We start from the raw sequence: 26410 nt of genomic DNA, 5'->3' as shown, positions 1-26410 counted from the left end.
ATGTTTTTGGAAGGGAATCTACGTATGAGAAAAAATCTAGATGTTGAAATGAATAAGCATATCATGATGATATACCGTTGGCCAATGATTTTTTGGAGTATGATGATTTACTTCTTAGCGTCCTATTTTAAAACCGAATATGGTGCTGTCCAATCAATAAACTCTGCATTGTTTTTCAATGTGGTGTTTTTGCATTTGTGTTTAAACTTTTTTAGTAGGACGGTCATCAATTTTAGTAAAAAATTCTTTATTTCTGCGCAATTTATTTTGATTGTTCTGGCAGGTATTTTGCTTATTCCTTCTGAAGTTGTTCTATATATGGGCATGTTGCCAGTAGTCGGTTTACAATTATTGACGTTGTTTAACATCGAGTTCAAAAAAATGGCCTTATTATTAGTGCCACTTCAGGTTGTGTTTCTTATAATAGAGTGGGTTAATTTTGGTCCCTTAATGGCGTTGATTGTATTGCAAGCTTCTACTTTTCTCAATGTAATTATTTTCTTGGCATGGCGATTCTATCAAAGGCAAGTTAGTGAGTTAGTTAAAACTCAGCATTTACTGGATGAGTTACAATTGACCTATACAGAAGTCAAAGAAATTTCGAAGCAAAATGAACGAAACCGTATTGGCCGAGATCTTCATGACACGCTTATGCAAGGGTTAGCCGGCGTGACAATGCAATTAGAAGGAATTAAATCCTTGATGGCATCTGATAAAACTGAACGGGCTAGTGAAGAAATAGAAAAAACGATTTCATTGTCACGAACAACACTAAAGGAAGCACGTGAAATTGTCTTTGATATGCGAAAAGATAACAGCAAAAACATCAATTTATATGATCGACTTGAGTTATTGTCAAAAGTGTTTTATGAAAATTATGGTCTAAGTGTGCGCATAAAAAGCACTTCAGATATGCGTGTTTCTGAAGATGTGTACGAGGAAGTATCTAGAATTATTTCTGAATCGTTGACAAATGTGGTTAGGCATTCCAAAACAGATGTCGCAATTGTTAAAATTGACATGGATGATCAATTACGGATTAGCATTATTGATTATGGCGTTGGCTTTAATGTGGAAAATGGCAAAAGAAAACACAAGCACTTTGGCCTTAAATCAATCCAAGAGCGTGTGGAACAATTGGAAGGTAAGCTATTAGTCAAAAGCCATATAGGTGAAGGGACTGAAATTCAAATTCAAATTCCAACTAAATTGAGGTGGCAAAATGACCAGTAAGATAATGATTGTTGATAATCATTTTATTATTCGTGAAGGAATTAAATTAATTTTTGAAAGTCATTCAGATTACGATGTTGCTTATGAAGCAGCTGATGGGGATGAAGCTATTGATATTATCAAGAAATCTCAAGTTGACTTAGTTCTATTAGACATTAAAATGCCTAAAAAGGATGGCTTTGAGGTTATGTCTTTCATTCATGATCATTTTCCGGACCTTCCTGTCGTGGTACTGTCAACCTTTGATAATGTTGTGAATATACAGCGGATGTTGAAGTTAGGAGCGAAGGGTTATTTATTAAAAGATGCTAGTACCGAAACGATTTTTACAACAATTGATAGTGCAATAACTGGAAACATGGTGTTACAAAACCAGATTTCAGACATTCTATTCTCTCAGAATCATACAGAAACAAGTCCAGGAGAAACACAAGACTACAATTTATCAGAAAAAGAACTTAAAATATTATCTCGTGTTGCTCGAGGGGTTAAAATTAAGCTCATTGCTCTAGAGATGCATCTTTCAGAACGGACTATAAAGTCTAATTTAACTGACATTTACATCAAAATGAACGTATCAACAGGAGTTCAAGCCGTGGCTTTAGCTGTTAAAAATAATCTGATTGATATTGATTAACATATTTTTCGTACTAAAAAAGCAGACTTGTCATCTGCTTTTTTAAATTACTAGAAGTTAGGATATAATATATCGTATGACAATTAATTACAGTAGAAGCCTTGTAAATCAGAGCCTAATTATAAAAAGATGCGCACACGAACTTCAAACTGCAAGATATCAATATCATGATTTTTTATCGATTGGCATTGTTGAAGGTGGCAGTTGTATTGCAAATATTGATAAAGTGAGGCACATTAAAAAGAATACTTTGGTCATTATTCCTAGTCAGTTAGTCCATTGGTGTCAGCCAATAGACATAGTGAACTGGCGCTACACGATGCTATATATAGCATCGAATGCACTTGAAGATCAGTTTAATCAACCAATGACGATTAAATTAACTAGCAGGCAAATGCAGCAGGTTAAAATGATTATGGATTCTGCTGTATATGAACTGTCTCCTACGAATATATTGACGAAAATCATTAATGTACTCGATGATGAAGAAATATTATCTTTTTGGACCGTGAATTCAGTAGAACATATGGAGACTAGACGATTCGAAAGTGTTCAACATTATATTTCTAATAATTTTCATAGTGAGTGTAAAGTAGAGACACTAGCTAACATATCAGGATTGAGTAAATATTACTTTACTCGTTTGTTCAAAGAAACTTTTCATATCTCACCAGCAAAATATTTGATGAACTATCGTATGAATAGAGCTGTGAAGGACTTGTTAGATAATACAAATTTGTCGATGTCGAAAATTGCTCATCAAAATGGTTTTTTTGACGAAAGTCATTTTGACAAACTTTTCAAGCAATATCACGGTGTTTCACCAAAAAAGTATCAATTACAATTATCTTAACATTGGTAAGCTGCCGCTAAAATGATTGACTTTCTTTTCGCTGCCATATAAACAAATCCCCAAAAAGTTAAGATCCTCATCTGTACTCTGCTTGAGCTTTGCTTTATATTCTTCATAATTATTGACTTGTTGTGCTACGTCCACAAACGAAATAACCTCAATTTCTTCATACTGGTTAGCTTGACGGTGAATCTCGTTAATTTTATTTGAATCAGCTTTTAAAATAGGAATAGGGATATTGACAATGCCAGGGTAAAGTTGATCATTTTTATCGTAAGTATCTTCTCCGTTGATTTCAGGATGCGCTTTTCCTAATGAACAACCTAATATGCTTGCTGTATTGGCAACAAGACCAATTGGCAGTTCAGGATCTACTATTACAACACACTTCATTTTCATTTTTAATTTTTCCTTCTTTGCAAAATTTTTCATGTATATTATTAAAACATGTTCTAAAAAGAAGGTATTGTATAAACTTGCTATTTAAGCAAAGACGTAACTTTTTTATATACTTTTACGAAGAACTAATTTTAATTCCCTAGACAGCTTGTTTCTTAGTTGCGTAAGTTTTTCTTGTGTTGGGCAGTTGTTTTCATTGAACATGATTTTCCTGTTTAACCACCAGACTGGCCCTGGTGTTGGCGTATCATTTTTGTGCCTAGGGAATAAGTGCCAATGGACGTGTGCGTCGCCGTTACCAAGTAGTTCACAATTCATTTTTTCGGCGTCAAAAGCTAGCGCAACGGCTTCGTTAACAAGACACATTTCTTCCAAAAATTTGCGTTTGAAATCTGTTTGTAAATAATGCAGCTCGGTTACGTGTTTTTTAGACAAAAACAAAGTATATCCTTCAAAATATTGATGATCACCAATAACAACATACCCTGTTTCTAGTTCAGCAACAAAATAGGGATTAGTGCCTTCTTCAATCATTTTTATTCTTCGGCATATTTCACAGTTATTCATTTTACAACCTGAGTTTCGTTATTTAGACCATTATATCATTACTTAAGCGGGTGAATTATTAAAACAAAAGATTCTGAGAATTTGAAAGTCGCACATATTTATCATATGAGCGTATATGTAACTTTAATTCAATTCTTTGGCATGTGTTATAATATCCTCAGTAATGTAAAGAGGTTTGATAAAATGGATATTTGGCAAAAGCTATATGAAGCTGCTAAAAAACAGTATCGTCCGACAGAAGTAAATGAATTTATCTATGCGCATCATGTTGTTAGTGCCTTGGAGGCAGAAAATGGCGATATATATACTGGATTTTGTATTGAAGGTCTATGTGGAACGATGAACCTTTGTGCCGAGAGAACAGCTGCGTTGAATATGTATTTAAATAGCGATCAAACTAAAATAAAGCGACTCATTGCTTTTAGAGATGAGGCTCCAGTCGGTATTACGGGTATGCCATGTGGCGTTTGCCGTGAATTTTTAATGCAACTTTCTTCAGAAAACGAAAATACTGAAATTATGGTAGATTATGACAATAGAGAGTCTGTTACCTTGAAAGAGCTACTACCTAAGTGGTGGGGACATATGCGTGAATGATGATATTAAGCAAAAAGAAACCAATAAAATTTGGTTTCTTTTTTTGATATCATAATAAACACTTGTAAAATCCAGTAAGTATGTTACTATTTATACATGAAAATAAATTCATGTATAAATCAGGAGACTTTTATGTTAAAAGATGTATTGACAGCAATTTTTTCTTATATAGGGACAACAACGGATTATTTTGTTGTTCTACTCTTGCTCTTTGGAAAATATAGTACAAAACAAGATACGAAATTAGTTGTTTTAGGCGCGTACTTAGGAAATGGATTACTAGTACTTACTTCAATTATTATTGCGCTTGTATTACAGCAAGTTCCGGAGGAATGGCTTCTTGGATTGTTGGGTATTATTCCGATCATAATCGGGGTAAAGGGGTATTTTAGTAAAGAAGACGAAGGAGAAGAGATAGAAGAAAAATTAAAGATAATTAAACCAGACGCTATTCTTTGGAACGTGTTGGTAATCACTTTTTCTGCCTGTGGCGCCGATAATATGGCGCTATATATACCATATTTTACGATGCTAAATCTTCAAATCTTACCGATCATTTTAGTCCTGTTTATTATTATCTTGACGGCTGTGATTGTGGCAGCATATAAGTTGGTAAACGTACCAATCGTAAAGGCATTTTTTGATAAACAAGGCGACTTAGTTCAGTTAATTGTGTATGTTTCATTAGGGCTATATGTCTTAGTAGAAGCCGGAACTCTTCAGCACCTATTACTGTTAATCTATTAAAACCTTTAGTATATAATGATAGGTAATGGCATTTAAGATGGAGAAGGTAATTATGTTAATGGGATTAAATCACGATCAATTTGTTTTAGTGCAGCGGGGTACAAAAACAATTGAAATAAGACTCTATGATGAGAAGCGATCACAATTAAAAATTGGGCATAAAATCTTATTTACTGATTTAGAGAATGATAAGCAAATTATGGTTAGTGTAAAACAATTATACAAATTCGCTACGTTTGCTGACCTCTATGCGCAATTTAATGGTGCAAAGGTTGGTAGTAATTCAACTGATAATATCGAAAAAATGGTTAACGATACTTATGAAATATATACTCCCGAACAGGAAAGACATTACGGGGTGTTAGCTATTGAAATGTTGTTAGGTGATTGATCAGTAAGTAGTAGTTAATATTTTCAAAAATGATATTATTATCTAATTACTAAGAACGTAATTTACGGCACTTTCGAGGTTCTGAACTGTAATAATATTCTTTTTTTGTTGATTTTGATTGTCAATAAAATATTGAGGTTCGAATTTACCTGTTGCAACATGAATACCCAACATTTGACAATTCTGAGCTAATTGAATATCTGATGAAAATCGGTCACCAATAATGATGGATTGTTTGTTTTGAAAATTGTATTTACGATGAGCTTGTTCAATTAATCCTTTTTTAGGTTTTCGACAATTACAGTTTGTTTGTTCGGAATGAGGGCAAATGAACGCATCATCAAACCCCATTTTAATCAGTGAATTGAAGAAGTCATAATAGTTCATATCGCCTTTTTCAATGTGGGTTTGATTTGATAGCGCAAATACACTCATTCCATGTGCTTTTAATCTTGCGATTGAAGAAAGCGCATAAGGAAAAAGTTCGAAATCGTTGAGTGACTGATAATGGCCGTTACCACCGATAGTACCATCACGATCGATAAAAACGGTCGTATAATTATTTAGTATATTCATATTTTTAGTATACAGCTCATTCATGAGGGTCTGAAGCATAATGAATAAAATTAAAATGGAACAAAAAAATATTTCCTACAAATCATTAATCTATCAAAATCAGACAATTCTTTCAAGCGCCACCGTTATTATACTGGATGATAGTAAAGTACTCGTGGGATGGAATACGTGGCGGGAACAGTGGGAACTGCCTTCAGGACATATTGAACCAGGAGAAAAGCCAATAGATGCAGCTCTCAGAGAAACCAGTGAGGAGGTTCACTTGAATTTGAATCACATTGCGTATTTGGATTCCTTTTCAGTTCAAAGATCCACAAATGAAAGAGAGCATCTTAGGGTTGTTTATGTTTCACATGTTAATAGCTCTGTCTCAAAAGAGTTCATATATAATGCCAGTGAAGATGAAAATAATAAAACGCAATGGATTCCACTTATTCAGATATTAAATATGGCAAATATTGATTACTCAGATTGGTATATTCTTAAAGCGTTGTATAAGCAATTGAGAGTGTAGGTAATTATAATTTTTATTTTAAAATGTTTACTTTCGATAATATATATTATGTTAACTAAAAGACGAACTGAATTTGTCAACCCCCAAAGTAACAAATAATCTAAAAAAATTGATTTTATTTTCGCTGATCCGTTGTCGCTGTTGTGATAGCGGATTCGTTTACAATCTGATTACAAAGACTGTTTTTGTGCCATTTGCGGTTTTGCGTTTCTAAATTTTAGCTACCATAATTTTTTTTTGATGTTTGATGTTGGTCGCATATTTAGTTTTTGCATTGTCATTTTGACTTTTTTAAGCCAATCAAGCCCTAAATTCGTGTTTATCTGGCTATTATTATACGCAAAAATGCAGCCCAAAGCTATTGACTTTGAACTGTCTTAACAATTAGCGATTTTTAGCATCTATTGATGATTAAGCTGCCATGATTCGCTTAGTAAAGACTTTTTCAGGGGTTTTAAACCTGAGCACATTTCTAGGACGCTCATTGATGTCCTGAATGGCGTTTTGAAGCTTACGTTGAGTAATCTTAGTAAAGTCATAACCAGCAGGAAATACACGCCTTAATTCACGATTCATGCGTTCGTTTGTACCTCGTTGACCTGGTGATTGTGGATCAGCGTAATATAACTTTTTGCCATACGTATCTTCAATGCTGTAAATAAATAAACTACTGGTGAATTCTGTGCCACGATCACATGTTATACTGTCACAAACATTCTCAAACCTTGACATAAAGGTATCAATGGCTGTTTTGACATCATCTGAACTCTTACTTTTAACTTTGACACCAACCATAAAACGTGTTTTTCGTTCCACAAATGTGATCACGAAAGATTGGGAATCTTGAGGACTCATCACCCCATCAATTTCCCAATGACCAAATGTTGAACGATTATTGATGACTTCTGGACGGTTGTGAATTGAACGCGTTTCAATCATCATCCGTTTATGTTCTGGATTAACTGGTTTGGCTCTTAGATGCCTGCGTCTTTTGCCTTTAAGCGGTAAATCATTTAATGTTGCACTCAGGTTGCGATTAAGAATCCAGTTATAGATTGTTCGTGTGCATACGCCAATTCGTGGCACACCATGTGCAATTTGTTCTGGCGACCAATGTTTCTTTTTAAGATAGTAATCAATCTTTTCGCGTTTTTTAGGTGTGATTTTAGGCTGTGAACGATGCGACTTTGATTGGTAATACTCAGCACGTCTTGTCGCTTGCACAGGTTCGTAGGTATGGCGCAATACTTTCTTTTTGCCATGCCAAGTCATGACACGGGCATTACGCTGCAATTCGTGTGTGATGGTAGCTCGAGGGCGGTTTAGCTTTCGAGCAATTTCTGCATTGGTCTTACCCGCGTCAATCATATTTTTGATGGTAACGCGCTCTGTAAAATTAAGGCGACCATATTTGGAATTTGGGTTTTTCTTAGTCATGTGGTAATTATTCCTTCTCTCAATAACACTATAAAATTGACATTCGGTCAATAGTTAAAATGTTAAGAAAAACAAAAGTGAACAACTGCGCAAACGGTGTTATAACGAGGTTTTTAAATGTATGTGATGTATTTATGTTAGTGTATATAACATCATTATATAGGCTAACATATACACGTTTATATACACATCTATATTTACGTATATAGTGACTAACATACACGTGAATATGTTTGTAATATACTGACGTGTATGTTAGTCGTTAGACTGTTATTGACATTGATATTAGACTGGATTTTAACTAAAACGATTGGTAAGATCTTCTCATAATATTGTGCTAATCAATTTAATTAATAGTCGTCAAGTAACTATGTCTGTCTCAATTGACAAGTGCGCTTGTTTATAATCGAACACAAAAAAGCCATCAATGGACGGCTTTATTTGCGCAGTAAATCAGGTTTGATTGACTCACTGTTTAACTTTAGAAAAATGTTTTGAAAAGCCATGCAACAACAGTAAATATATGAAGTGAGATATGATAATTTCTTGCAATTTAATTGTGATTTTTGATGAAAGCAGACTACTGAAATCGCATGTCAAGACCTCTTCTGTTCCTCTTAAATATACCATTTTGTGAAGAACAAAACAAGGTATATTGTTCATTGTGTTATCGATTGATAAGGACAAAACAAAAAACAATGCCCTGGGGCACTGTCAAATATTGTTATTTGTGGAACCATTTCTTGATTGGCTTGCGAAATCCAAAGGATGCGCCTGCTAGTGCAATCGTCGCAATCGCCCCATATAACCCACCCTTTGGCGCTTCAACATAGCTCGTATTTGGCGTGTGTGTTGGTGTAACACCTGGCGTTTTGTTCTCGACAGTATTTGATTCCGTCTTTGAACCGTTTTCCCAGATGTCATACGTATTCTTAATCGTGGCATTATCTTTGTTAGCTGTTACATAAACATCAACCACTGGTAAGGCAAAGGCTTTTGTTTTATCTGCATTCGCTAACTTCAAAAAGTCTGCGTTAGCCTCAGCTGTCAAGACTCGAGTCTCTTCATCATAACTAATCTTGAAATACTTAGTTAGATCAGTCTTACCGTCTTTTGAATAGACCTTCGCTGACTTATAATCCACTTCGTTTGGCAATGTATCAACGTATTTAAATGTCTTTAAATCGCTGGCACGGTTGGCTGGTAAGTCGTTAACTGTTAGCGCATAAGTAATTTCTTGCCCCTTCTTGATTTCATCACCATCAATTGACTTGTCAGAGTCACCTTTTGCCTCGCCTGATTCAACATCTTTTTTAGGCTTAATTTCAGGTGTGGTATTCTCAACGGTATTTGATCCCGTCTTTGAATCGTTTTCCCAAATATCGTATGTGTTGTCAAACTTAGCATTTGAAGTATTGGCAATCGCATAGACATCTACAATTGGTAATTCGAAAGCTTTTGTCTTATCTGCGTTAATCAGTTTCAAATAATCTGCATTCGCTTCTGCTGTAAACATGCGTGTCTTTTTATCATAACTAATTTTGAAATACTTGGTTAAATCAGTCTTGCCATCTTTGGAATAGACTTTCGTTGACTTGTAGTCCACTTCTTTTGGCAATGTGTCAACGTAGTTGATAGTCTTCATATCGTCAGTGCGATCAGCTGGCAAATCTGTTGTCTTCAATGAATAAGTTAACTCATCACCCTTAATCACAGACTTCCCGTTATCAGAACCATCCTTATCCCCAGCATTTTGACCTTCATCAACATCTTTTTTAGGTTCTGGGGTCACAATAAATTGAGTCAAGCCATAGGTTCCCTTGAGTGGTGTTGGCTTAGCAGGTTCAGTTGGAGCTTTGGGTGGTGTTGGTGCGGTTGGTTGCTTATTTGTATTGGTAAATTTCGTATAGATTTGACCATGCGTATTATAAACCCAGTTATCATCAACCTTCAAAATTTGTTGCTTATCGGTTGATTCGTTAGGTTTCAAAGTAAAGCTCGTACCCAGTGATACCGTTTTATTGATTTCTTTGGTAAAGGTGCTCTCGCCATCATGATTGACAACCAATAATTCCTTGCCAGAATTATCATAGACGTGGAAATTGATATTTTTATTAGCAGCTGTGTTTGGATGTTCATTTGTATACTTGTACGACGTTAAAGTAATAGAGTCTGCAATGATGACTTCAGATCCATCGCCCTTTGAAATGACTTTCCAATTAAATTTACCTTTCAAAACACCATGACCAATGATTGATACGCCATCATTCATGTCATGAGTCAGTGTGAAATCACCAGTTTTTTGGTTAACGTCTGCTGTCATAAAAGTATCATATTGATCATGATTATCATGATTTTGGGTCAGCGCTTGAATTTCAGTATTGACATCAGTCCCGTTTTCAAAGACAGCCTCATCCTTATCATACTGGGCCTTGTCTTTGTCATATTGGGCTTTGTCTTTCTCGTACTTGGCTTTGTCCACCTTGTATTGTACCTCTTCCTTATCGTAAGCATCATTAGCAGCTTGTTGCTTCTTCAATGCCGCATCAATAGCTGACTTTTGTGAAGCGTAAAGTGCCTTTATTTTAGTTGCTTCTGTCGCGTATTGACTGGCTGTAATGACTTTAGTCACAGTAGCATTTTGTGTGATTGTCATGCCTGCTTTTTTAGCAGCAGCTACGGACTTATCCAACTCACTATGATCGACATCGACCGATGTTCCCTTTGCGTCAGAATTTTTTGAGTCATCCGCGAAGATGTTATGGTTATCAAATGGATGGACTAAGCCAATAATTGCAGACGTCGCCACCATTGCCGATACTGCGATTACTTTTGTTTTGCGTTTAATGTTATGTGACATAATAAATATTCTCTCTTCCGATTTTTGGAGTGGTCGTAAATCCCGACCCCCTTTATAGGTTTTATTGCAGTTGTTGCTTTAAACTGCTGTCCAGGGAATTAATTGATTGTTGACCAACTAATTCACCAGTCAGTACGATTCGCTTTTTAGCGGTGAAATTTGTGTAGTGACTCGCTTTAACCTGCTGCCAAAATTCTTGATCTTCCAAACAAGCAACCAATTTAACCTTTGGTTTGCTTGTGTTCTCAATAGATAATTCTTGATTCATCGCGCCCACAGCGATACCATAATCCAATTTGGTCGCTTTATAACGATAAACTGTATGACCATCAGAGAGATAAATATCTTTCCCTATGATGGTTTTTTCAGTCATGTTTTGTAAGGCACTAAACTTGGTAGGATGGTATGGCCACACGGCATTATAATCACCCATATTGTGAGCAAATATTGGCACTAATCCAGTTCCAAACTTTAGGTTGGGTGCATTCATGCCCGCACCAATGGCTAAGACGTGGTTACTAGTGCCTTCATAGATTGGCTCACTAATGCTAAAACTTGGCACAGCCACATGTCCACGTAGGATTTCAGCTTGATTGCTTTGGGCTAGTTTCAACATATCTTCTTTGCTAGATAAACCGCCAGTCCCTGAGTAATCAGGTTTGACACTTTTCTGTGCCGCCACTTGTTTGACTTGACTTGCTTTGACAACAGGTTGTTTTTTTGCTTGAGCAACATCCTTATGACTAGCTTTTTGAACCTTCTGCGCTGTTTGCCACTGCGTATGGTTACCGTAAATCACAGCGCCAGTGACAATTAAGATGCCAAACATGGCTAATAACAGTGTTTTTAGAATTGGATGGTGCCTTTTCAAACGATGGTAATTTGGACGTCTCGGTTGCGCTCTCTTTCGACGGCTCTTGACTTGTTCAATGTTGATTGCCATAGTTCACCGCCTAATTGTCAAACGGGACAACATAATCGTAGCCATCATGATGCACTGTGATGGTTTTGTCTTGTACCGAAACGACTTTAGCGGTGACTGTTTGACCATTGATTGTGGCATCTACGTCTTCACCGACATGGTAGCGATCAGCTAAAGTAGAAGAAGTGTTAGCTTGTGAGCTTGATGAGCTTGATTGACTACTTGAAGCACTTACGTTTGAAGAAGAACCAGCTTCAGATGATTCGGGTGCTAAGGTTACGGTTGCGTTGCCTTCGTTGTGACCACTCGCAGAGACGGCTTTTGATGATTGTGCAGTGGCATCGGTTTTGTGTTGTGCCATCGCATAACCACCCAAGCCCGCACCACCAATAGCCAGAACAGCCAAGAAACCAATCGCCGATGATTGCCAAGCACTTGTTTTCTTTTGTTCAACTTGAGGCTGCTGTATTTGCGCTGCTAACAAAGTCATCAATTGTTGGTTAGTTTCATCATGTGATGTTGTCTTTGGGGCATTTTGAAGCATTTGTAACTGTTGACGAAGTTGGGAAACCTCATCAATATTGACAGCATCTTTACCTTTTAATTGTTGCTCGAGGTTTAGATTAGTTTGCTTCAAAATCTGGACTTGTTGCTCAAGTTCACTGAGGCTACCAGAATGTGTTTTAGCACTTTCTAACTCAGTAGCACTGATCATCGCTTTTTCATGCTCTGATTGATATTGCGACCGCTTGTTACTGATGTCTTCTTCCAGCTTTTGATGCATGTCTAGCAAGAATTGCGTGTTTTGAGCTAATAACTCATCACGCAAAGCTTTAAGACTGGTTAGCGTCTCTGTTTGTGCTTGTGACATCACTTCTGAGACCTGATCGTCCACTGTGACTTGAAGATTACTTTGTAAATCTCTAGAACGTTCTATAAACCAGTTATCCAGCTCTTGATTAACAGATACTTTCAAAGCCTCTAAGTCGCTTACAAATTCACTCTTTAGCGTTTTGAGTGTATTATCATGACGCGCATTCTCATCTTCCACAGCCGTGCGATAGCCTGCTTCACGAGCTTGATGTGCTTGCGCATAACGGGTTTCAAACTCAGTTGCCCGTTCTTCCTTCATTTGTGCATCAACCGTCTCAGCAACATTAGTGTCACGTAACTGTTCAACTGCTGCTTTCGTCTTTGCTTGTTGTTGTTTCAACAAGTCGGACATCGCTTTGCGTATCTTTTGCGTGTAAATGTTGCTGGTATCATTCAAAAAGTCATTTGCTTTGGCTTTGTCTGCGTTCAAACGACTAACCACGTAATCGGAGTGTTCCGCAGGTAAATCAGCTTTGACATCACTCATTTCAAAAGCACTTGGTGCCAAGTTGACACGATCAATTAACTTTTGTGTAGGATCACTTTCAGCCATGATTCCCTCTGAGTTGTCTTGAGTCGGAACAACAGCTTGAACAATTGGCTTCACTGTTTCAGCTGTTGATGGTTGCTTTGGCTGTTCAACTATCTTAGGAATATCAGGTACATTCTTTACGACCTTTTCTTGTGGTTGGTCACTATTTTCATTTTCAACAGCTTGAACCACTGGTGGCTTGACTTCAATCGTTGTGCGTTGGAACTTATTAGCCTCAACTGTTAGGACTTCACCAGTTTCACGCGCCTGTCTAAACTGTTCCTCAGAAGGTAAATCTGGCAAATCATCTGATGACAGACTACCATCTGCAAGCACGGCATCCATCAGCGGTTGTAGGGCTTCAACAATAATGTCATAAGTCATATCTTCATCTTGACGAATTTCTGTGTCATTAAAAATATGATCAGCGGTGCTAACAACAATGTTTTCAAAGCCTGCTGTTAGTGTCGCTCTTTCCCAACTTAATCCTGTTGGCTCAGCACGACCTTTTTCATTGGTGATAAAGTAGACGACATTGCCTAAACGAACATCATGATCACCTGCCCGCACCACATCATTGACTAAACCAGCAGCGAATTGTTGTAGCCCTGACAGTGATACATTCGGCCAGCTTTCACTTACCCCACTTTTTTCTGCCAGTTCTTGAATCACCTCATCATTGAGATCAATTTCAGTTTGTTCAACGCGGGCAAAAAATGGATCACCGATACTAGTTTGTTTTTTCCTTCCAAACATCTCTCACCCCCTGCTTAGAATGGCCAGTTGATGACGTTTCCGCCACCAGCAGTTGTGGCAGTTTGCCAAATCCATGTTAGCAATAGGCCAGTTAAGGCACCACCACCAATACCGAACATGGCGTGCATTAGCTTGCTGTTACTCTTTTGCGCCATCTGTTCATTACCAGTTGCACGCATGATGAAACCAATCAATAAGCAAATAGCGCCAACAACGATCAACACAATATAAAGAATTGTGATGACCTTTGAACCACTTGTTTTGGCAGCATCACCAATGTCCGCTGAGGCAACAGTTGGTAGCCACATTGGTAATGAAGCAACCAATCCCGCTAATGTTTGTTGTAAGCGTGAAATCGGATGACGCTCCCATAGAAACTTGTTATGTGCATTTGACTTTTTCATTCAAAAAGTCCTCCTTTTTCTTTGTTGTGTTATCAACACACGCACAGAATAACAAGAATCAAAAAATTGTCATAAAGGTAAATGGTTTTTCCTGAGGCAAATAAAAAAGCCCATCCAATTGGACGGGTATACTTAATTTATAAAATCTAATCCACTTTATTGCCTTCTGAGTACTAAAATGGTGTGTTAACAAAGTGAAATACATAAGTTTTCTAATCATTCAAGCCAAATAATTTAAAAGTTTTTTGCACTAATAATTGCTCTTATACCAAAAAATGGACTTTTTTAGTATAAGAGCATATTGAAGGTATTTGATTATTTTACATTACCACTTTTGCCCACTGTGGTCAGTTATTATGTCCACAAATATTTGAGGAAGTTCAGTGGTGCCTTCCAAAGAGTTGCCCTTATAGATGCCATAAACTGTTAGGTTATCTCCTTCAACAATTGGTTGATTCAGTGTATTTAAAATAATTAGTATTTGTTTGTTAGGATCTCCTGGAACAGACATGATAACCTTATTATCACTATTTATTGATAACACATCTCCAGACAATTGGATTTTTTGCCCGAAGTAATCGGCGGAATTATTTAACAATTGAGTGGATGTAATGTCTGATCTGTATTCACTATCACTACCATTATTGGAAGCAGAAGAAGACGAAGAAGAATTTTGATTATTGTTCGAGCTATCGACAGGACCGGTTTTCATAGATGATGTAGACGATTTAGATGATGTAGGTGATGAATTCGTGCTAACACTATCGCTGATTGAATCATTGATATTTGATATTGCACTTGAGGTGATTGAATCATTTGAATGGTCTGAACTCTTATTCTGTGGTTTTTCTGGTGATCCTTTTGACGAGTTGACAGATGGTATTGAAGAACTAGTCTCTGATGCCTTACTAATAGGAGTATTGCTTTGGATAGTACTTTGGTTGTTCATCTCGCTACTTGGTCTAAACTGCGATATTTCAGCTTTTCTAATTGATTTACTAACAGCGTGACGTAAAACATAAGCATATTTTTTCTGAGAGTCGGCTGCTATATGTGCCAAAAAAGCGCTGACCAAGATGCATATAGAAATGACGACTGTCCACACCATGATGGGTTTTGAATGAAATAATTTTTTAAACATATTAATGTTCCTTTTATATCAATATTTGTCCAAATTTAAGTTGAAAACAAACTAATACAACATCCTATTCATAATGTATCATATAAAAATAACAAAACTACTATAATAGTGTGACACTTTATTTATAATCTCAATTGCATCTCAGTCAAATGTTGTCTCATTAATTGAATAAGAATAGTACAATTTAATGGCTTCTGAGCAGTTTCAGATGCTATTATGAAGAGCAAAAGTCTCTGTTTGATGTCATAAAATATTACAACAAAAGTTTGTTGTTTATTGATTCACATTCACTCATTGCAAAATAAGGCTAGTTATCGGATAAACACTATCAGAATTGTTTTAATATATGCTATCATTTATTTGAGCCAAAAAAGAAAAGGAAAACCATCTTATGACACTGATTAATGAATTACATGCTATAGCCGAAACGGCTGAGCACCATGAAGGTAACACAATCTATTTAGCCGGAGGTTGGTTTAACCCACTTCAAGAGGAAATTCTGAAAGATTCTTTCAGTTCCTTACTCAAAAATACGACCGTAGCTCATGTTCATGTGCCCTTACTTCACCAGTATCAAGGCTCAAATCCGATTGTAGATGGTGAATTCAATCCTGATCAGGAATGGGCCACTGCCACTTTTGATGACGATGTTAATGCAATCGATAATGCCGACATTGTTGTTGCTTTACTTGACGCAAAAGATCAAGATACTGGTACAATTTGGGAAATGGGATATGCTTACGCCACTCATAAACCTGTGGTTGTATTAACTGTTGGTGATACGTTTGAGTATCCCATTAATCTGATGCCGGCTCAAGGAGCAATTCATCATCTCGAAAACAATACTCTAGCAACATTTGATTTTTATGAAATTAACAAACGTTTCTATGTTGGAAAAACAATTTAAAAACCTTAACCAATCGAAATTTCTGGTTAAGGTTTTTTTCATATCATTTCACGATGAATTATGTTTTTGGATTGAAACTAGCCATATTTGATCAAAATATTTTTAAAAAAGAAACGCCAACTTTGTACGAAGTATCCTGTCGTGAATGCTATAATAAATGTTCCAATTCCCAATGGTCCACCAAATACAAGTGCTAATGTAAAGAAAAGCAAGTCTTGCATAGACCTGGTTAATCGATAACTAATCCAACCCTTTTTTTCAAATGACAGGGCGACAGCATCGTAAGGAGAAACCCCTAAATTGACGCTTGTATATAGACTAATGCCTAATGAAAAAAGAACCATACCAAAAACAAACAAAATAAAAATTTCTAGGATAGAACTCTTACTAAATGTGTGAAAAATTATCTTACTCAATATTGGCGTAAGATAGCCAACAATGTATCCTGGTAATGACATATTAATTAAAGTACCAATGCCAAATTGACTGCGATCAAAAATGCAAATAGTCAGAAATAAAATCACGTTAAAGATTAGTTGATAGTTTCCTAAGTACCAATTAAAAGTATTTGATATACCGATATCAGCGGCTGTCGCGGGGTCTATTCCCAGACTCGATAAGCGAAAAAATACGATACCCAGCGCTATTATACTTGTACCAACAACAGATAAACAAAGGCGAATGAAAATTGAAAGTGAGTCATTCTTAAACATTTCTTCTCCTTTTTTTACTAATTATAAGAGAAGTCTAAACGTTTAATACATCATTGTCAATTTATATCTATGTCATAAGTATCTTTCTACGCAGATTAATTTTTAATTGATCTTTTCAATTTTTATCTAGTTTATAGCACGCTACTATCACTTTGTAATTGATAAGTCCCAATCCGATCTAATTGTGTCACAAGATTTGTTTTAGTATTGCAGGTCAAGAGTGGGTTACGTCTAAAATAGACTCATCAATCGAGTACGGCAGCAAATTAATATCATCGGTATATTGACGATAAATATTATTAATTTTTAGGTTTTCAGCAATATAATTATTCATCCTAGGGTGTGCGATAAACAAACCATGCACATCAGGCAAATCACGCTGGCGCATCACATTACTAATGCCTAAGTCCTTCTTAGCTGTTGGTGAGGCCGCTAGGACTAAACCACCATTAGTGTTTGCTTGTTCAGACATCACGACTAAATCACTTTTTAATGGATTAAAGCCCCGCTCAACATTTTCAACACTGGCGTAGAAACTTTTTGAATCAATTAGGAAGAACACGCCACGGTTTTCTTTGCTATAATCATATTCAGTTGTGATTGCGTTTTCCATCAGCAACCTCCAAAAAACAATTGTGTATAATTCATTATACGAACAAGTGTTCGATTAGGCAAGCGAACAAAACATTAAATTTGTGACAAAATCAAAAGCTATGCTATAATAAAGGCATAGAAAAGAGCCGTAGCGCTAACTACGACTCCTAGCAATCCCGTTTCGACGGTGACCATGCTACAATCAATTGATGACTGTTAACCGCTCAAAGTTAAGACAGTCATTTTTTTTTGCTAATTTTTTCGATTAACAAAACTACAAAAGTCAGAATGCTTATGATGAATCCACCAAAGGCAAACATAACCAGTAGCGCGTCCGATACGGACACAAGGCCTCTCCTTTCCTAGAATGTGAGTTTATAGTGTTTACACCATAAGCACCACCTCCATTCAGGATAGCCACCGTCTTAACTTGATTGCTTTAACTAGTATAACACACCCTAAAATATCAATTGGTTTAAAACTTAAACGCTTGTGAAACTTCAAAAAAGCGTAATAAAATAGGACTTCCAAATGCCTTGTGTAGGGTTTCTGGAAGTCCTATTTTGTATAGTCTTGAAACGATGATATAGCAATATTCTTTGTTTAGCGATAGATGCGTTAATTATAATTAATATGGACTTTTTTCAAATACCAAAATTTCTAAATAAGTGATTTATCAACCATTTTCTGATTCTAAACTTCTTGTCCTGTCGGACGAATCAAAACTTCACTAACAGAAACATGTTTTGGTTGATCAATGGCATACAAAACTGCGTTGGCAACGTCACTAGCTGATAATGAATCCATCGAATCTTTGTTCTCTTTGTCGAATAAACCACGAATAGCATCCTCAATTGCTTTATTATCGACAGAATTTATTAGTTCCGTTGCAACAGCACCAGGTGATATAATCGTTGATCGAATACCAAATTTCTTTTCCTCTTGGCGCAGCCCCTCCATAATGGCACGAACTGCAAATTTGGTGCCATTATATACAGCACTGGCAGGATAAACAACATGACCAGCAACTGAATCAGTGGTAATAATCAGACCATCTTTTTGTGCTTCCATAGCCGGTAGAACTGCCGTGATACCGTGCAAGACACCCATTATATTAATATCAAGCATACGTTGAGATCCTGCAAGGTTCCCTTCACGAAGGAAACCTTGTGGCATCACGCCAGCATTATTGTACAAAACATCAATCTTGCCGTATTGTTCTTGAGCAAGTTGAATTAGAGCCTTGACATCATCATATTTAGTCACATCAGTCACACGGTAACTTGCATTGTCACCAATTTCATCAGACAATGCCTTCAAACGGTCCTCGCGACGCGCTCCCAACACAACCTTAGCACCATTTTGAGCTAACAACTTTGCAGTTGCCTCTCCTATGCCTGAAGATGCGCCTGTTATTATAACTACTTTATTTTTTATTGTCATAGGTATTTCCTCTTTTTAAATTTTTATAAATATTAATTAATATCAAGTGAGCTAATAATATAGGCCACACACCATGTTGTTGTCTAGCCACATAATGAATATGATACCAAAGATTAGTGTCAGAAAAATTGAAATAAAGACCAGTATTGGACGCCCAATTTGACTAGGCTCAACTATACCTTCATCTTTGTTCCAAATATCGCCATACTTTGTTTTATTTTGCATATCTTCATCCCATCAAGAAATAAACATAATCGTTATTATTATGTTTATTGCTTTACATTTGCGTATGTTTTAATACCTCTTGATAAACGCATTAGCCCATCTGATAATAATTGCCTTGGACAAGCAATGTTAATGCGGACAAATTTTTCGCCATTACCACGATAAATATTGCCGGCCGACAATACAAGACCCGTTGTTTTTCTGAGGTGTTTTACCAAATCACTACTGTTTTCTGTGACCGCACTCACATCCAACCAAAGTAAATAAGTTGCATTTTCTGAAGCAAATTTTAATTGTGGTAAGTGATCATGTAAAAAAATCTCAACCTGATGACGATTGTATTGCAGCTGTTCAATCAACGCATCTAGCCACTTTTCGCCTTTCTGATAAGCTGCCATAGAACCCTCTAAAGCGACCAAATTAGGTTCAGCTAGTTCGTCGTTATTAATGCCTCTCATCACAGTTTCGCGCAATGATTTATCAGGAACTACAACGCTAGCAGCATGTAAAGCCGCAACATTAAATGCTTTCGATGGTGAAAAGATCACGACAGCGTTATGCAGCTGTTCAACCGGCAACGACAAAAGTGATTGATAGCTCGGTTCACCTAAAACGACATCACCGTGAATTTCATCGCTTACTACGGTAACACCGTGCTTTCGGCATAACAGTAAAAGACGTGAAAGTGTTTTCTGTGACCATGTTTTGCCCACTGGGTTGTGGGGATTACATAATATCAGCAATGTACTCAATGGCTCAGCCAGCTGAGTTTCTAAATTATGCCAATCAATTTCATAATGATTTGTATCAGTATCATATTTTAAAGGACTCTCCAAAACATGACGACCGTTATTTTCAATTGAATGAAAGAATATATCATATACTGGTGTCATAACAACCACATTGTCACCAACATGGCTTAATCGTCGAACGACTGACGAAAGTGCCGGGATGACACCAGTAACAAAGTTAAGCCACTCTGACTGTATATTAACGTGATGTCTTTGTTTAAACCATGCTATGATGGCATCAAAATAATTATCATCAGGCTCTTCATAGCCAAATGTACCCAGTGTTATTTTTTTTTGCAATGCTGTCAATATTTCAGGAGCTGTGGCAAAATCCATATCAGCTATCCACATTGGTAATTCATTATCTGCTACATGCCACTTAACCGAATTGCTGTTGCGACGGTCAATAATTGATTCAAAGTCATATTTGCTCATGTCTTTTTCCTTCGGAGTCCTGCACAACAAAAAAGGTTGTTTTACTAGGGTCAATCTTAGTTTTATCCAAAATTAGACTTCCAATACTTTCTGCTTTAATCTGACCGGAAATTGGATTTTTGACACTGTTAATTGTACCTTTAATATCAGCATCAATGTTGCTTGAATACTCAAACGCTAAGTAGGTATCTAGCAAATGACAATCTTTAATGGTCAAATGGTCGACATAGCAAAGTCCTTGATCACTAACAATTGTACAATTAACCAAAGTTAGATTCTTTGTATTCCAAGCTAGATACTCACCGTTTAAAGTTGAGTCATAGATTGTAACATTTTCACAGTTCCAAAAAGCATCTTTTGTTACAAAATTTGAATGATGAACTTCAATATTTTTTGCACCATCAAATGCATAATTACCAATTAAGTTAAGATGGTCAACGACAACATCTTGACTATCCATCCCAAAATAATCACCTGTAGCATAAACATTTTCCATTTTAACTGATTGACAATGCCATAATGTTTCTGTTGCCTCTGAAAAATGAACATTTGACAATAAAACATTTTGACATCGTCTTAATAGCTTGGGCGCCTGAATTTCAGAGTTGCGAATACTTATGTCAGAAGTGTACCAAATACCAGATCTAGCCATCTCCTCAAAAATGGTTTGATTTACCTGCACATGGTGACTGTACCACAACGGATACTTCCAACCAAACACAGAGTCATCTATTGTAACATCATCACTTTCTTTGAGAGGAGATTCACCTTCGCCAAACGTTGTTCGTATAATGGTAGCGTGCTGTTCACCAAACAAAGGACGTTCACCTTCAAAATGTTGTTCTTGATAAATTGTCATTTTTGAGAGTCACCCTTTCTCACATTTTAGTGTCTTAAACGGCAAGGCAAAATGATGACCATCATGATTATTCCTTTCCTTACCAAGCATAGGCCTCAGGCGCAGAACCGCCTGGCCCTGGGAAAATATCATCCAATTGATTCATGACGTCGATTGACAAATGAATATCCAAAGCATGCACTGCTGACTCTAACTGTTCAACTGTACGTGGTCCAATAATTGGAATTGTGATATCTGATTTATTCAGCAACCATGCCAAAGCGACGTCTTGTTCAGTTTCTCCTAGTTCAGCACATAAATCTGCGTAACGTTGCAATTGCTGACGGCCATACTGCGTTAAAGCTTCAACGCGTTCAGAACGCCGACCAGAAGTTGTGTTGAGTGCATTTGCTGCCAACAAACCACCTTCCAATGGGCTCCATACTAGTACTGACATTCCTAAGTCTTTAGCAGTGGGTAATAATTCTAGTTCTGGTAAACGTTCTAATAAGTTATATAAATGTTGTTCACTAACTAATCCCAAAAAATCACGTTGATCAGACGCTGCCTCGGCATAGGCTAAATGTCTTGCTCCAAAGTTACTTGATCCAGCATAATATATTTTTCCTTGCGTAATCATATTTTCATAGGCTGCAAAGATTTCTTTCCAGTTTATCGAATGATCGATGTGATGCATTTGATACAACTCGACATGATCGGTTTGCAAACGCTTGAGAGACGCCTCTAAATTACGATAGAGCTTATAAGCTGAAACACCAGCCCCATCGTTGGGCCCATCTAACTCATTATCCATGCCATTATAGAATTTTGTTGCCAAAACTACTTTTTCGCGGCGACCTTCACCCTGTGCGAACCAGCGCCCAATTACTTCCTCAGTATAACCGTGACCGGGTCCACCCCAACCACCATAAACATTAGCAGTGTCAAAAAAATTAATTCCTAATTCTAAGGCACGGTCCATAATTTGAAAAGCTACTTCGTCACTGGTTCTAGGGCCAAAGTTCATAGTTCCTAAAGCTAATCGACTAACTTTCATACCTGTTTTGCCAAGCTTAGTGTATTCCATTTTTGTCTCCTTTTCAAAAAATAATAGTGTACCTTACTAAATCCGATTAAGATAACATGCTATTTTCCCATGAACCTTTAGTGTCAACATTTGTGAGTGTTGCCAAGCGTTCAAGTTCCGCAATTTCTTGCTCGGATAACTTAATATTTTGGGCACGTTCTTCAGAAGCAATGTACTTTTCATTCGTAACACCAACGATAGGCACTGCTCCTTTATTAATCGCCCAACTTGTCGCAATATCTGCCACCTTAGCATTATATTTGTTGCCAAGTTGTGCCAAAGCGTCTATCAATGCTGCTAATTTAGGCAGATTAGCATTATAGGTTGCCGCACGACCACTGCCTTCGGGCAAAGGATTGTCAACGCTATACTTACCAGTCAAGACGCCTTGTTCAAGTACCATATAAGCATAAAAGTCAATGTCGTTTTCAAGACAATATTCTAAAATTCCTGCTTCTTCGGACGAGCGGTAGAGTAAACTATAATGATTTTGTAATGCTGCCAATTTCACACCAGCCTGCCCAAGTATTTCGGTTACACGTTTAATTTGTGACAGATTATGATTTGAAACACCAACACTCTTAATTTTTCCACTTTGAATTAATGGAATCAAATAAGGCGTCCATTTTTCAACGTCAAACGGATTATGAATCCAATAAATGTCAATATAATCCGTATTTAAACGCTTAAAACTGCCGGCTAGCATGTTTTCCATAGCAGTTTCTTCAGGTCCTGTGGCAATTTGTGGTGTGAACTTTGTCGATAGCAAATAACTGCTACGATCATATTTTTTTAATAACTCACCAAGGATTGTTTCCGAACTTCCCTCGCCATAAACAGCAGCAGTGTCCCATAAATTAAAACCTTTGGCCATTGCTGTATCTACAACAGGTTGCAAATCTTCGATGGTTAAATGATTACCAAAGACTTGATCACCACCAGCAGCCCCTGATCCCCAAGACCATGTTCCTAACGCAATTTTTGGTTTTTGTGTTTTGTTTGTATGTGTCATATATTTTTCCTATCGTGATGTAATATCTTCAAATGTTTCAAACGGATGAATGGCAATGTCAATAACTTCTGGTAAATATAACGGATCTTCTTGCACAACACGATCACGTGTTGCTTCATCAGAGACATCATAAACAATTAAACCGCCAGCGCCATCAGTTGTCGTACCAGCAAATACGAGCAGCCCTTCGGCATTTTTTTGCTCCAAATATGCAACATGTTGTTTAACTACTTCATTAATATTGATATCATTTTGCTTAATCTTACCAGCATTTGGTGTTGCATACTCAATGAATTTCATATTACTGCCCTTTCTTACTTTTTGTTAAAAGCATAAAGACGTCATTTTCATGACGTCTTTATGCTTTACCATGGTTGCTTAGTTGGACCCACAGTAAACTCATTTACGTTAGTATCTTCAGGTTGGTCAATGGCAAACGCAACGACATTAGCAATACGATCAGCAGGAATCTGATATTGATCATAAAGCTGACCCATTCCTTCACGTGAAGCTTCGTCAGCAATAGAATCAAGCAATTCAGTTTCAATAGCTGCTGGATAAATAGTCGCTGTACGGATATTTGTACCCTCTTGGGCAGATTCCATACGCAAAACTTCCATCAGATCACGAACGGCCCATTTTGTAGCACCATAAACGCCGGCGCCTTCGTATGCTTTAATGCCCGCAACAGATGATACAGCAATAATGTGGCCAGATTTTTGTTCAATGAACTTTGGCAAAACTGCAGCGATGCCTTTCAACACGCCTTTCAAGTTAACATCAACCGTCTTATCCCACAAATCAGTTTGTAAAGCAGATAGTGGTGCTGTCGGCATTAAGCCAGCATTCAAGAAGATAACATCAACTTTACCAAACGTATCTAAAGCAGCTGTGACAAGCGCTTCATTGTCCTCTGCTTTTGTTACGTCGGTTATCTTATAAATGGCTTGCCCGCCATTTGCTTCAATATCCGAGACAATTTTTTGAAGCTTGTCTTCACGGCGTGCGCCAAGGACTAGTTTAGCACCGCTGGCAGCCAATTTTTAGCAGTAGCTTCTCCGATTCCTGATGAAGCGCCTGTTATGATTATAACTTTATTTTTAATTGTCATTTTTTTACCTTCTATTCTCTTTAACTTAATAAATGTTTACATCCACGATGGCTTATCAGCATCCGTGTTAGTCTTATTAAGACCAATACTGTCACGAACATAAGTATCTGGATTTAAAATTACCTTCGTTACAAAATCTGCTACACTCTTTCGAGATACTTCAGTGCCTTTGAATGGTTCATGTCGTCCTGTGGTTTCGTAATCAACTTCATCATAGTCTGTTAACCAAGCTGGGCGAACCATAGTATAGTCAATGTCTGACTTATCTAATAATTCAAAAGATTCTCTAAACCCAGGTAGATATGCAGAAATTGCTTGTTCATTCCATTCACCAAAATTACCTGGTACTTCATGATGTGCACCTGAAGCGCTAATGAAGATTAGACGTTTCACATTACTATCATTCATACTTTTAATAATGCTAGCAGTTTGATCCGCAAGATCAACACCACCCACATTTGAGTAAACCAAATCAATGTTATTTTCTACAAGTGTTTTTGTCAAAAACGTTGTATCAAGAACGTTTCCCTTAATGATTGTAGGATTAAATGCCAGCAAAGATTCATCAAACTTATCTGGATTACGGGCAAATAATAACACCTTTACATCAGGATACTGTGTCAGATTTTCAGCAACGAGTTGAGCCATTTTTCCTGTTGCACCAACTATTAATACATTCATATTTTTGCTCCTTTCTATTGAACAGCTTCATTATACTAGTTGAAGTTAACTTGAAGTCAAGAACTTACCCAAATTAAATTTCAAGTGTGTTCAAAATTTTGTATTCATCAAAATATGTTGCCTTATCGTTAATTTTACCAGTCTCGTACAAATTAATTTTGTGATTTAAACGTGCAATGGATTGTGACAATTGATTGCGTTGGTTTTCTAGGTTTTGTTTTTGTGCTGCCAATAACTCTGCTTGTTCGTCAAGCGTTTTAGGACCAGCTTTTACTAAATCAGCATAATGTACGAGCACATCAACCGGCACACCAGAATTTCTCAGACAAACAATCATTTCTAACCATTCTAATGTTTGCTTTTCAAAGTACCTGTTACCATTGTCACGTCTAGGAATGTGTGGAATTAAACCAATTTTTTCATAATATCGAATGGTTGCGGTGCTGATTTGATATAGCTTACTAACTTCTGTAATTGTCAAATTTTTCATACATGTACCTCAATTATTAAGATGTGTGAACCTATCTCGCACATGTCAATGGCTCAACTCCACAGTCACATTATTTGTACCAAAAATATCTTTTAATTCACTGTTATCGATATTTTCAATTTTACCTAAAGGAGTATAGCGCCATGAATTGCTACCATAAAAAATGCTAATTTCATCCCCTTGGTAGAGAACAATGTCTCCTGGTTTAGTTGTCACTTGCCGATCACTAGTGGGCAATGAAAATCCTAAATCACCAACCTGCTCAAATCCACCATATTCGTTCAAATTCAAGGTAATTGATTTATCTTGAAGACGTTTTACGAGTGCTTTTGTTGCTTCATTATTAGCCAATTTCACTGTCATTTCACGTCCCTTAACTGATAATTTAATATTCGCCAAATCACGATCCTCCTTTGTTTTATTACTTGAACTCGACTGCTTACTCTGGTTACTATTTTGTTTACTTTGGGTACTTGAAGTCGCTTCATTATTTTGTTCTGATTGATTTCGCGCTAGAAAAAACAAAGCCGTCACGACAACAGCAAAAATAATTATAAAAATTGACCCGATAACTGTTTTATTTTTCATCAACCCATCCCTCTCTATAAACCTACTGAATGATGCTGCCTATTTGTTAAAATATT

The 26410-nt window shown here is 36.8% G+C and carries 29 protein-coding genes and 2 pseudogenes; 8 read left to right on the top strand and 23 right to left on the bottom strand.

Annotation, left to right across the window (positions count from 1 at the left end; translation table 11 throughout):
* Positions 1 to 24 precede the first annotated feature (24 nt).
* The 3 genes from HFP47_RS04050 to HFP47_RS04040 all read left to right on the top strand — a co-directional run bounded on the left by HFP47_RS04050 (position 25) and on the right by HFP47_RS04040 (position 2723).
* Complete coding sequence (locus HFP47_RS04050) at positions 25 to 1233, top strand: sensor histidine kinase (RefSeq protein ID WP_011679879.1); 1209 nt, start codon at positions 25 to 27, stop codon at positions 1231 to 1233.
* Positions 1223 to 1870, top strand: coding sequence for a response regulator transcription factor (locus HFP47_RS04045; protein WP_096639201.1), 648 nt, complete (start codon positions 1223 to 1225; stop codon positions 1868 to 1870). Before HFP47_RS04050 ends, HFP47_RS04045 begins: the two co-directional genes overlap by 11 nt.
* A gap of 76 nt (positions 1871 to 1946) precedes the next feature.
* On the top strand, positions 1947 to 2723 hold the full coding sequence (locus HFP47_RS04040; protein ID WP_179876090.1) for an AraC family transcriptional regulator: 777 nt from the start codon (positions 1947 to 1949) through the stop codon (positions 2721 to 2723).
* On the opposite strand, the gene HFP47_RS04035 is transcribed toward HFP47_RS04040, so the two are convergent.
* On the bottom strand, positions 2715 to 3155 hold the full coding sequence (locus HFP47_RS04035) for a DUF2000 domain-containing protein (protein ID WP_257229710.1): 441 nt from the start codon (positions 3153 to 3155) through the stop codon (positions 2715 to 2717). The two genes, HFP47_RS04040 and HFP47_RS04035, sit on opposite strands and share 9 nt — an antisense overlap.
* Positions 3156 to 3227: 72 nt before the next feature.
* Positions 3228 to 3656 (bottom strand): HIT family protein, encoded by a 429-nt coding sequence (locus HFP47_RS04030; RefSeq protein ID WP_011679875.1) that lies wholly within the window; start codon positions 3654 to 3656, stop codon positions 3228 to 3230.
* Between the two features lie 216 nt (positions 3657 to 3872).
* On the opposite strand from HFP47_RS04030, the gene HFP47_RS04025 reads away from it, so the two are divergent.
* The 3 genes from HFP47_RS04025 (at position 3873) to HFP47_RS04015 (ending at position 5424) form a co-directional block, all read left to right on the top strand.
* Complete coding sequence (locus HFP47_RS04025; RefSeq protein ID WP_011679874.1) at positions 3873 to 4286, top strand: cytidine deaminase; 414 nt, start codon at positions 3873 to 3875, stop codon at positions 4284 to 4286.
* Positions 4287 to 4418: 132 nt separating this feature from the next.
* Complete coding sequence (locus HFP47_RS04020) at positions 4419 to 5033, top strand: cadmium resistance transporter (protein ID WP_014324774.1); 615 nt, start codon at positions 4419 to 4421, stop codon at positions 5031 to 5033.
* A 52-nt stretch (positions 5034 to 5085) separates the two neighbouring features.
* Complete coding sequence (locus HFP47_RS04015; protein WP_042252111.1) at positions 5086 to 5424, top strand: ASCH domain-containing protein; 339 nt, start codon at positions 5086 to 5088, stop codon at positions 5422 to 5424.
* A gap of 42 nt (positions 5425 to 5466) precedes the next feature.
* Here the strand turns inward: HFP47_RS04015 and HFP47_RS04010 are convergent, their stop codons facing one another.
* The gene (locus tag HFP47_RS04010) at positions 5467 to 6000 is read right to left on the bottom strand and encodes an HAD-IIIA family hydrolase (RefSeq protein WP_042252254.1); all 534 of its coding nucleotides are present in this window, start codon (positions 5998 to 6000) and stop codon (positions 5467 to 5469) included.
* 40 nt (positions 6001 to 6040) lie between these two features.
* Here HFP47_RS04010 and HFP47_RS04005 point away from each other — a divergent pair, with 40 nt between their 5' ends.
* Complete coding sequence (locus HFP47_RS04005; protein ID WP_179876089.1) at positions 6041 to 6514, top strand: NUDIX hydrolase; 474 nt, start codon at positions 6041 to 6043, stop codon at positions 6512 to 6514.
* 411 nt (positions 6515 to 6925) lie between these two features.
* On the opposite strand, the gene HFP47_RS04000 is transcribed toward HFP47_RS04005, so the two are convergent.
* The 6 genes from HFP47_RS04000 to HFP47_RS03975 all read right to left on the bottom strand — a co-directional run bounded on the left by HFP47_RS04000 (position 6926) and on the right by HFP47_RS03975 (position 15439).
* Positions 6926 to 7951: an IS30 family transposase gene (locus HFP47_RS04000; protein ID WP_179876088.1), complete on the bottom strand. Its 1026-nt coding sequence runs from the start codon at positions 7949 to 7951 to the stop codon at positions 6926 to 6928.
* Between the two features lie 724 nt (positions 7952 to 8675).
* The gene (locus HFP47_RS03995; protein WP_179876087.1) at positions 8676 to 10811 is read right to left on the bottom strand and encodes an LPXTG cell wall anchor domain-containing protein; all 2136 of its coding nucleotides are present in this window, start codon (positions 10809 to 10811) and stop codon (positions 8676 to 8678) included.
* 61 nt (positions 10812 to 10872) lie between these two features.
* Positions 10873 to 11754, bottom strand: coding sequence for a class A sortase (locus tag HFP47_RS03990; protein WP_179876086.1), 882 nt, complete (start codon positions 11752 to 11754; stop codon positions 10873 to 10875).
* 10 nt (positions 11755 to 11764) lie between these two features.
* On the bottom strand, positions 11765 to 13894 hold the full coding sequence (locus HFP47_RS03985; protein WP_179876085.1) for a hypothetical protein: 2130 nt from the start codon (positions 13892 to 13894) through the stop codon (positions 11765 to 11767).
* Positions 13895 to 13908: 14 nt separating this feature from the next.
* Positions 13909 to 14298, bottom strand: a complete 390-nt coding sequence (locus HFP47_RS03980) for a hypothetical protein (protein WP_004901735.1) — start codon at positions 14296 to 14298, stop codon at positions 13909 to 13911.
* Positions 14299 to 14623: 325 nt separating this feature from the next.
* The gene (locus HFP47_RS03975; protein WP_179876084.1) at positions 14624 to 15439 is read right to left on the bottom strand and encodes a hypothetical protein; all 816 of its coding nucleotides are present in this window, start codon (positions 15437 to 15439) and stop codon (positions 14624 to 14626) included.
* 391 nt (positions 15440 to 15830) lie between these two features.
* On the opposite strand from HFP47_RS03975, the gene HFP47_RS03970 reads away from it, so the two are divergent.
* Positions 15831 to 16346, top strand: a complete 516-nt coding sequence (locus HFP47_RS03970; RefSeq protein ID WP_179876083.1) for a nucleoside 2-deoxyribosyltransferase — start codon at positions 15831 to 15833, stop codon at positions 16344 to 16346.
* A 77-nt stretch (positions 16347 to 16423) separates the two neighbouring features.
* Here HFP47_RS03970 and HFP47_RS03965 read toward each other — a convergent pair whose 3' ends face one another.
* The 14 genes and pseudogenes from HFP47_RS03965 to HFP47_RS03900 all read right to left on the bottom strand — a co-directional run bounded on the left by HFP47_RS03965 (position 16424) and on the right by HFP47_RS03900 (position 26354).
* Entirely contained in the window at positions 16424 to 17059 is a 636-nt protein-coding gene (locus HFP47_RS03965) for a YitT family protein (RefSeq protein ID WP_004915953.1), read from the bottom strand.
* Between the two features lie 217 nt (positions 17060 to 17276).
* A pseudogene (locus tag HFP47_RS03960) lies at positions 17277 to 17672 on the bottom strand (excinuclease ABC subunit A); the annotation flags it as partial.
* 220 nt (positions 17673 to 17892) lie between these two features.
* The gene (locus tag HFP47_RS03955) at positions 17893 to 17973 is read right to left on the bottom strand and encodes a putative holin-like toxin (RefSeq protein ID WP_155275059.1); all 81 of its coding nucleotides are present in this window, start codon (positions 17971 to 17973) and stop codon (positions 17893 to 17895) included.
* 373 nt (positions 17974 to 18346) lie between these two features.
* Positions 18347 to 19096 (bottom strand): SDR family oxidoreductase, encoded by a 750-nt coding sequence (locus HFP47_RS03950; RefSeq protein ID WP_179876081.1) that lies wholly within the window; start codon positions 19094 to 19096, stop codon positions 18347 to 18349.
* Positions 19097 to 19147: 51 nt separating this feature from the next.
* Positions 19148 to 19321, bottom strand: a complete 174-nt coding sequence (locus tag HFP47_RS03945) for a hypothetical protein (RefSeq protein ID WP_179876080.1) — start codon at positions 19319 to 19321, stop codon at positions 19148 to 19150.
* A 44-nt stretch (positions 19322 to 19365) separates the two neighbouring features.
* A complete protein-coding gene (locus tag HFP47_RS03940; protein WP_179876079.1) occupies positions 19366 to 20547 on the bottom strand; it encodes a MalY/PatB family protein in 1182 nt (393 codons plus the stop codon).
* A complete protein-coding gene (locus HFP47_RS03935; protein WP_179876078.1) occupies positions 20534 to 21406 on the bottom strand; it encodes a DUF3737 family protein in 873 nt (290 codons plus the stop codon). The genes HFP47_RS03940 and HFP47_RS03935 overlap by 14 nt, the downstream gene beginning before the upstream one ends.
* Positions 21407 to 21485: 79 nt before the next feature.
* A complete protein-coding gene (locus tag HFP47_RS03930) occupies positions 21486 to 22472 on the bottom strand; it encodes an aldo/keto reductase (protein ID WP_179876077.1) in 987 nt (328 codons plus the stop codon).
* A gap of 46 nt (positions 22473 to 22518) precedes the next feature.
* The gene (locus tag HFP47_RS03925; RefSeq protein ID WP_179876076.1) at positions 22519 to 23484 is read right to left on the bottom strand and encodes an aldo/keto reductase; all 966 of its coding nucleotides are present in this window, start codon (positions 23482 to 23484) and stop codon (positions 22519 to 22521) included.
* 9 nt (positions 23485 to 23493) lie between these two features.
* Entirely contained in the window at positions 23494 to 23784 is a 291-nt protein-coding gene (locus HFP47_RS03920) for a YciI family protein (protein ID WP_179876075.1), read from the bottom strand.
* A 65-nt stretch (positions 23785 to 23849) separates the two neighbouring features.
* Positions 23850 to 24595, bottom strand: a pseudogene (locus HFP47_RS03915) (SDR family oxidoreductase).
* A gap of 36 nt (positions 24596 to 24631) precedes the next feature.
* Complete coding sequence (locus HFP47_RS03910) at positions 24632 to 25276, bottom strand: NAD(P)H-binding protein (RefSeq protein ID WP_179876074.1); 645 nt, start codon at positions 25274 to 25276, stop codon at positions 24632 to 24634.
* Positions 25277 to 25349: 73 nt separating this feature from the next.
* The gene (locus HFP47_RS03905; protein ID WP_179876073.1) at positions 25350 to 25766 is read right to left on the bottom strand and encodes a MerR family transcriptional regulator; all 417 of its coding nucleotides are present in this window, start codon (positions 25764 to 25766) and stop codon (positions 25350 to 25352) included.
* A gap of 45 nt (positions 25767 to 25811) precedes the next feature.
* Positions 25812 to 26354, bottom strand: a complete 543-nt coding sequence (locus HFP47_RS03900) for a cyclophilin-like fold protein (RefSeq protein ID WP_179876072.1) — start codon at positions 26352 to 26354, stop codon at positions 25812 to 25814.
* Positions 26355 to 26410 lie beyond the last annotated feature (56 nt).

It is taken from the genome of Leuconostoc sp. DB-1, assembly GCF_013414845.1.
GTDB lineage: Bacteria > Bacillota > Bacilli > Lactobacillales > Lactobacillaceae > Leuconostoc > Leuconostoc mesenteroides.
The sequence above is the reverse complement of the archived record's forward strand: the minus strand, read 5'-3'. Positions and strand labels throughout refer to the sequence as shown.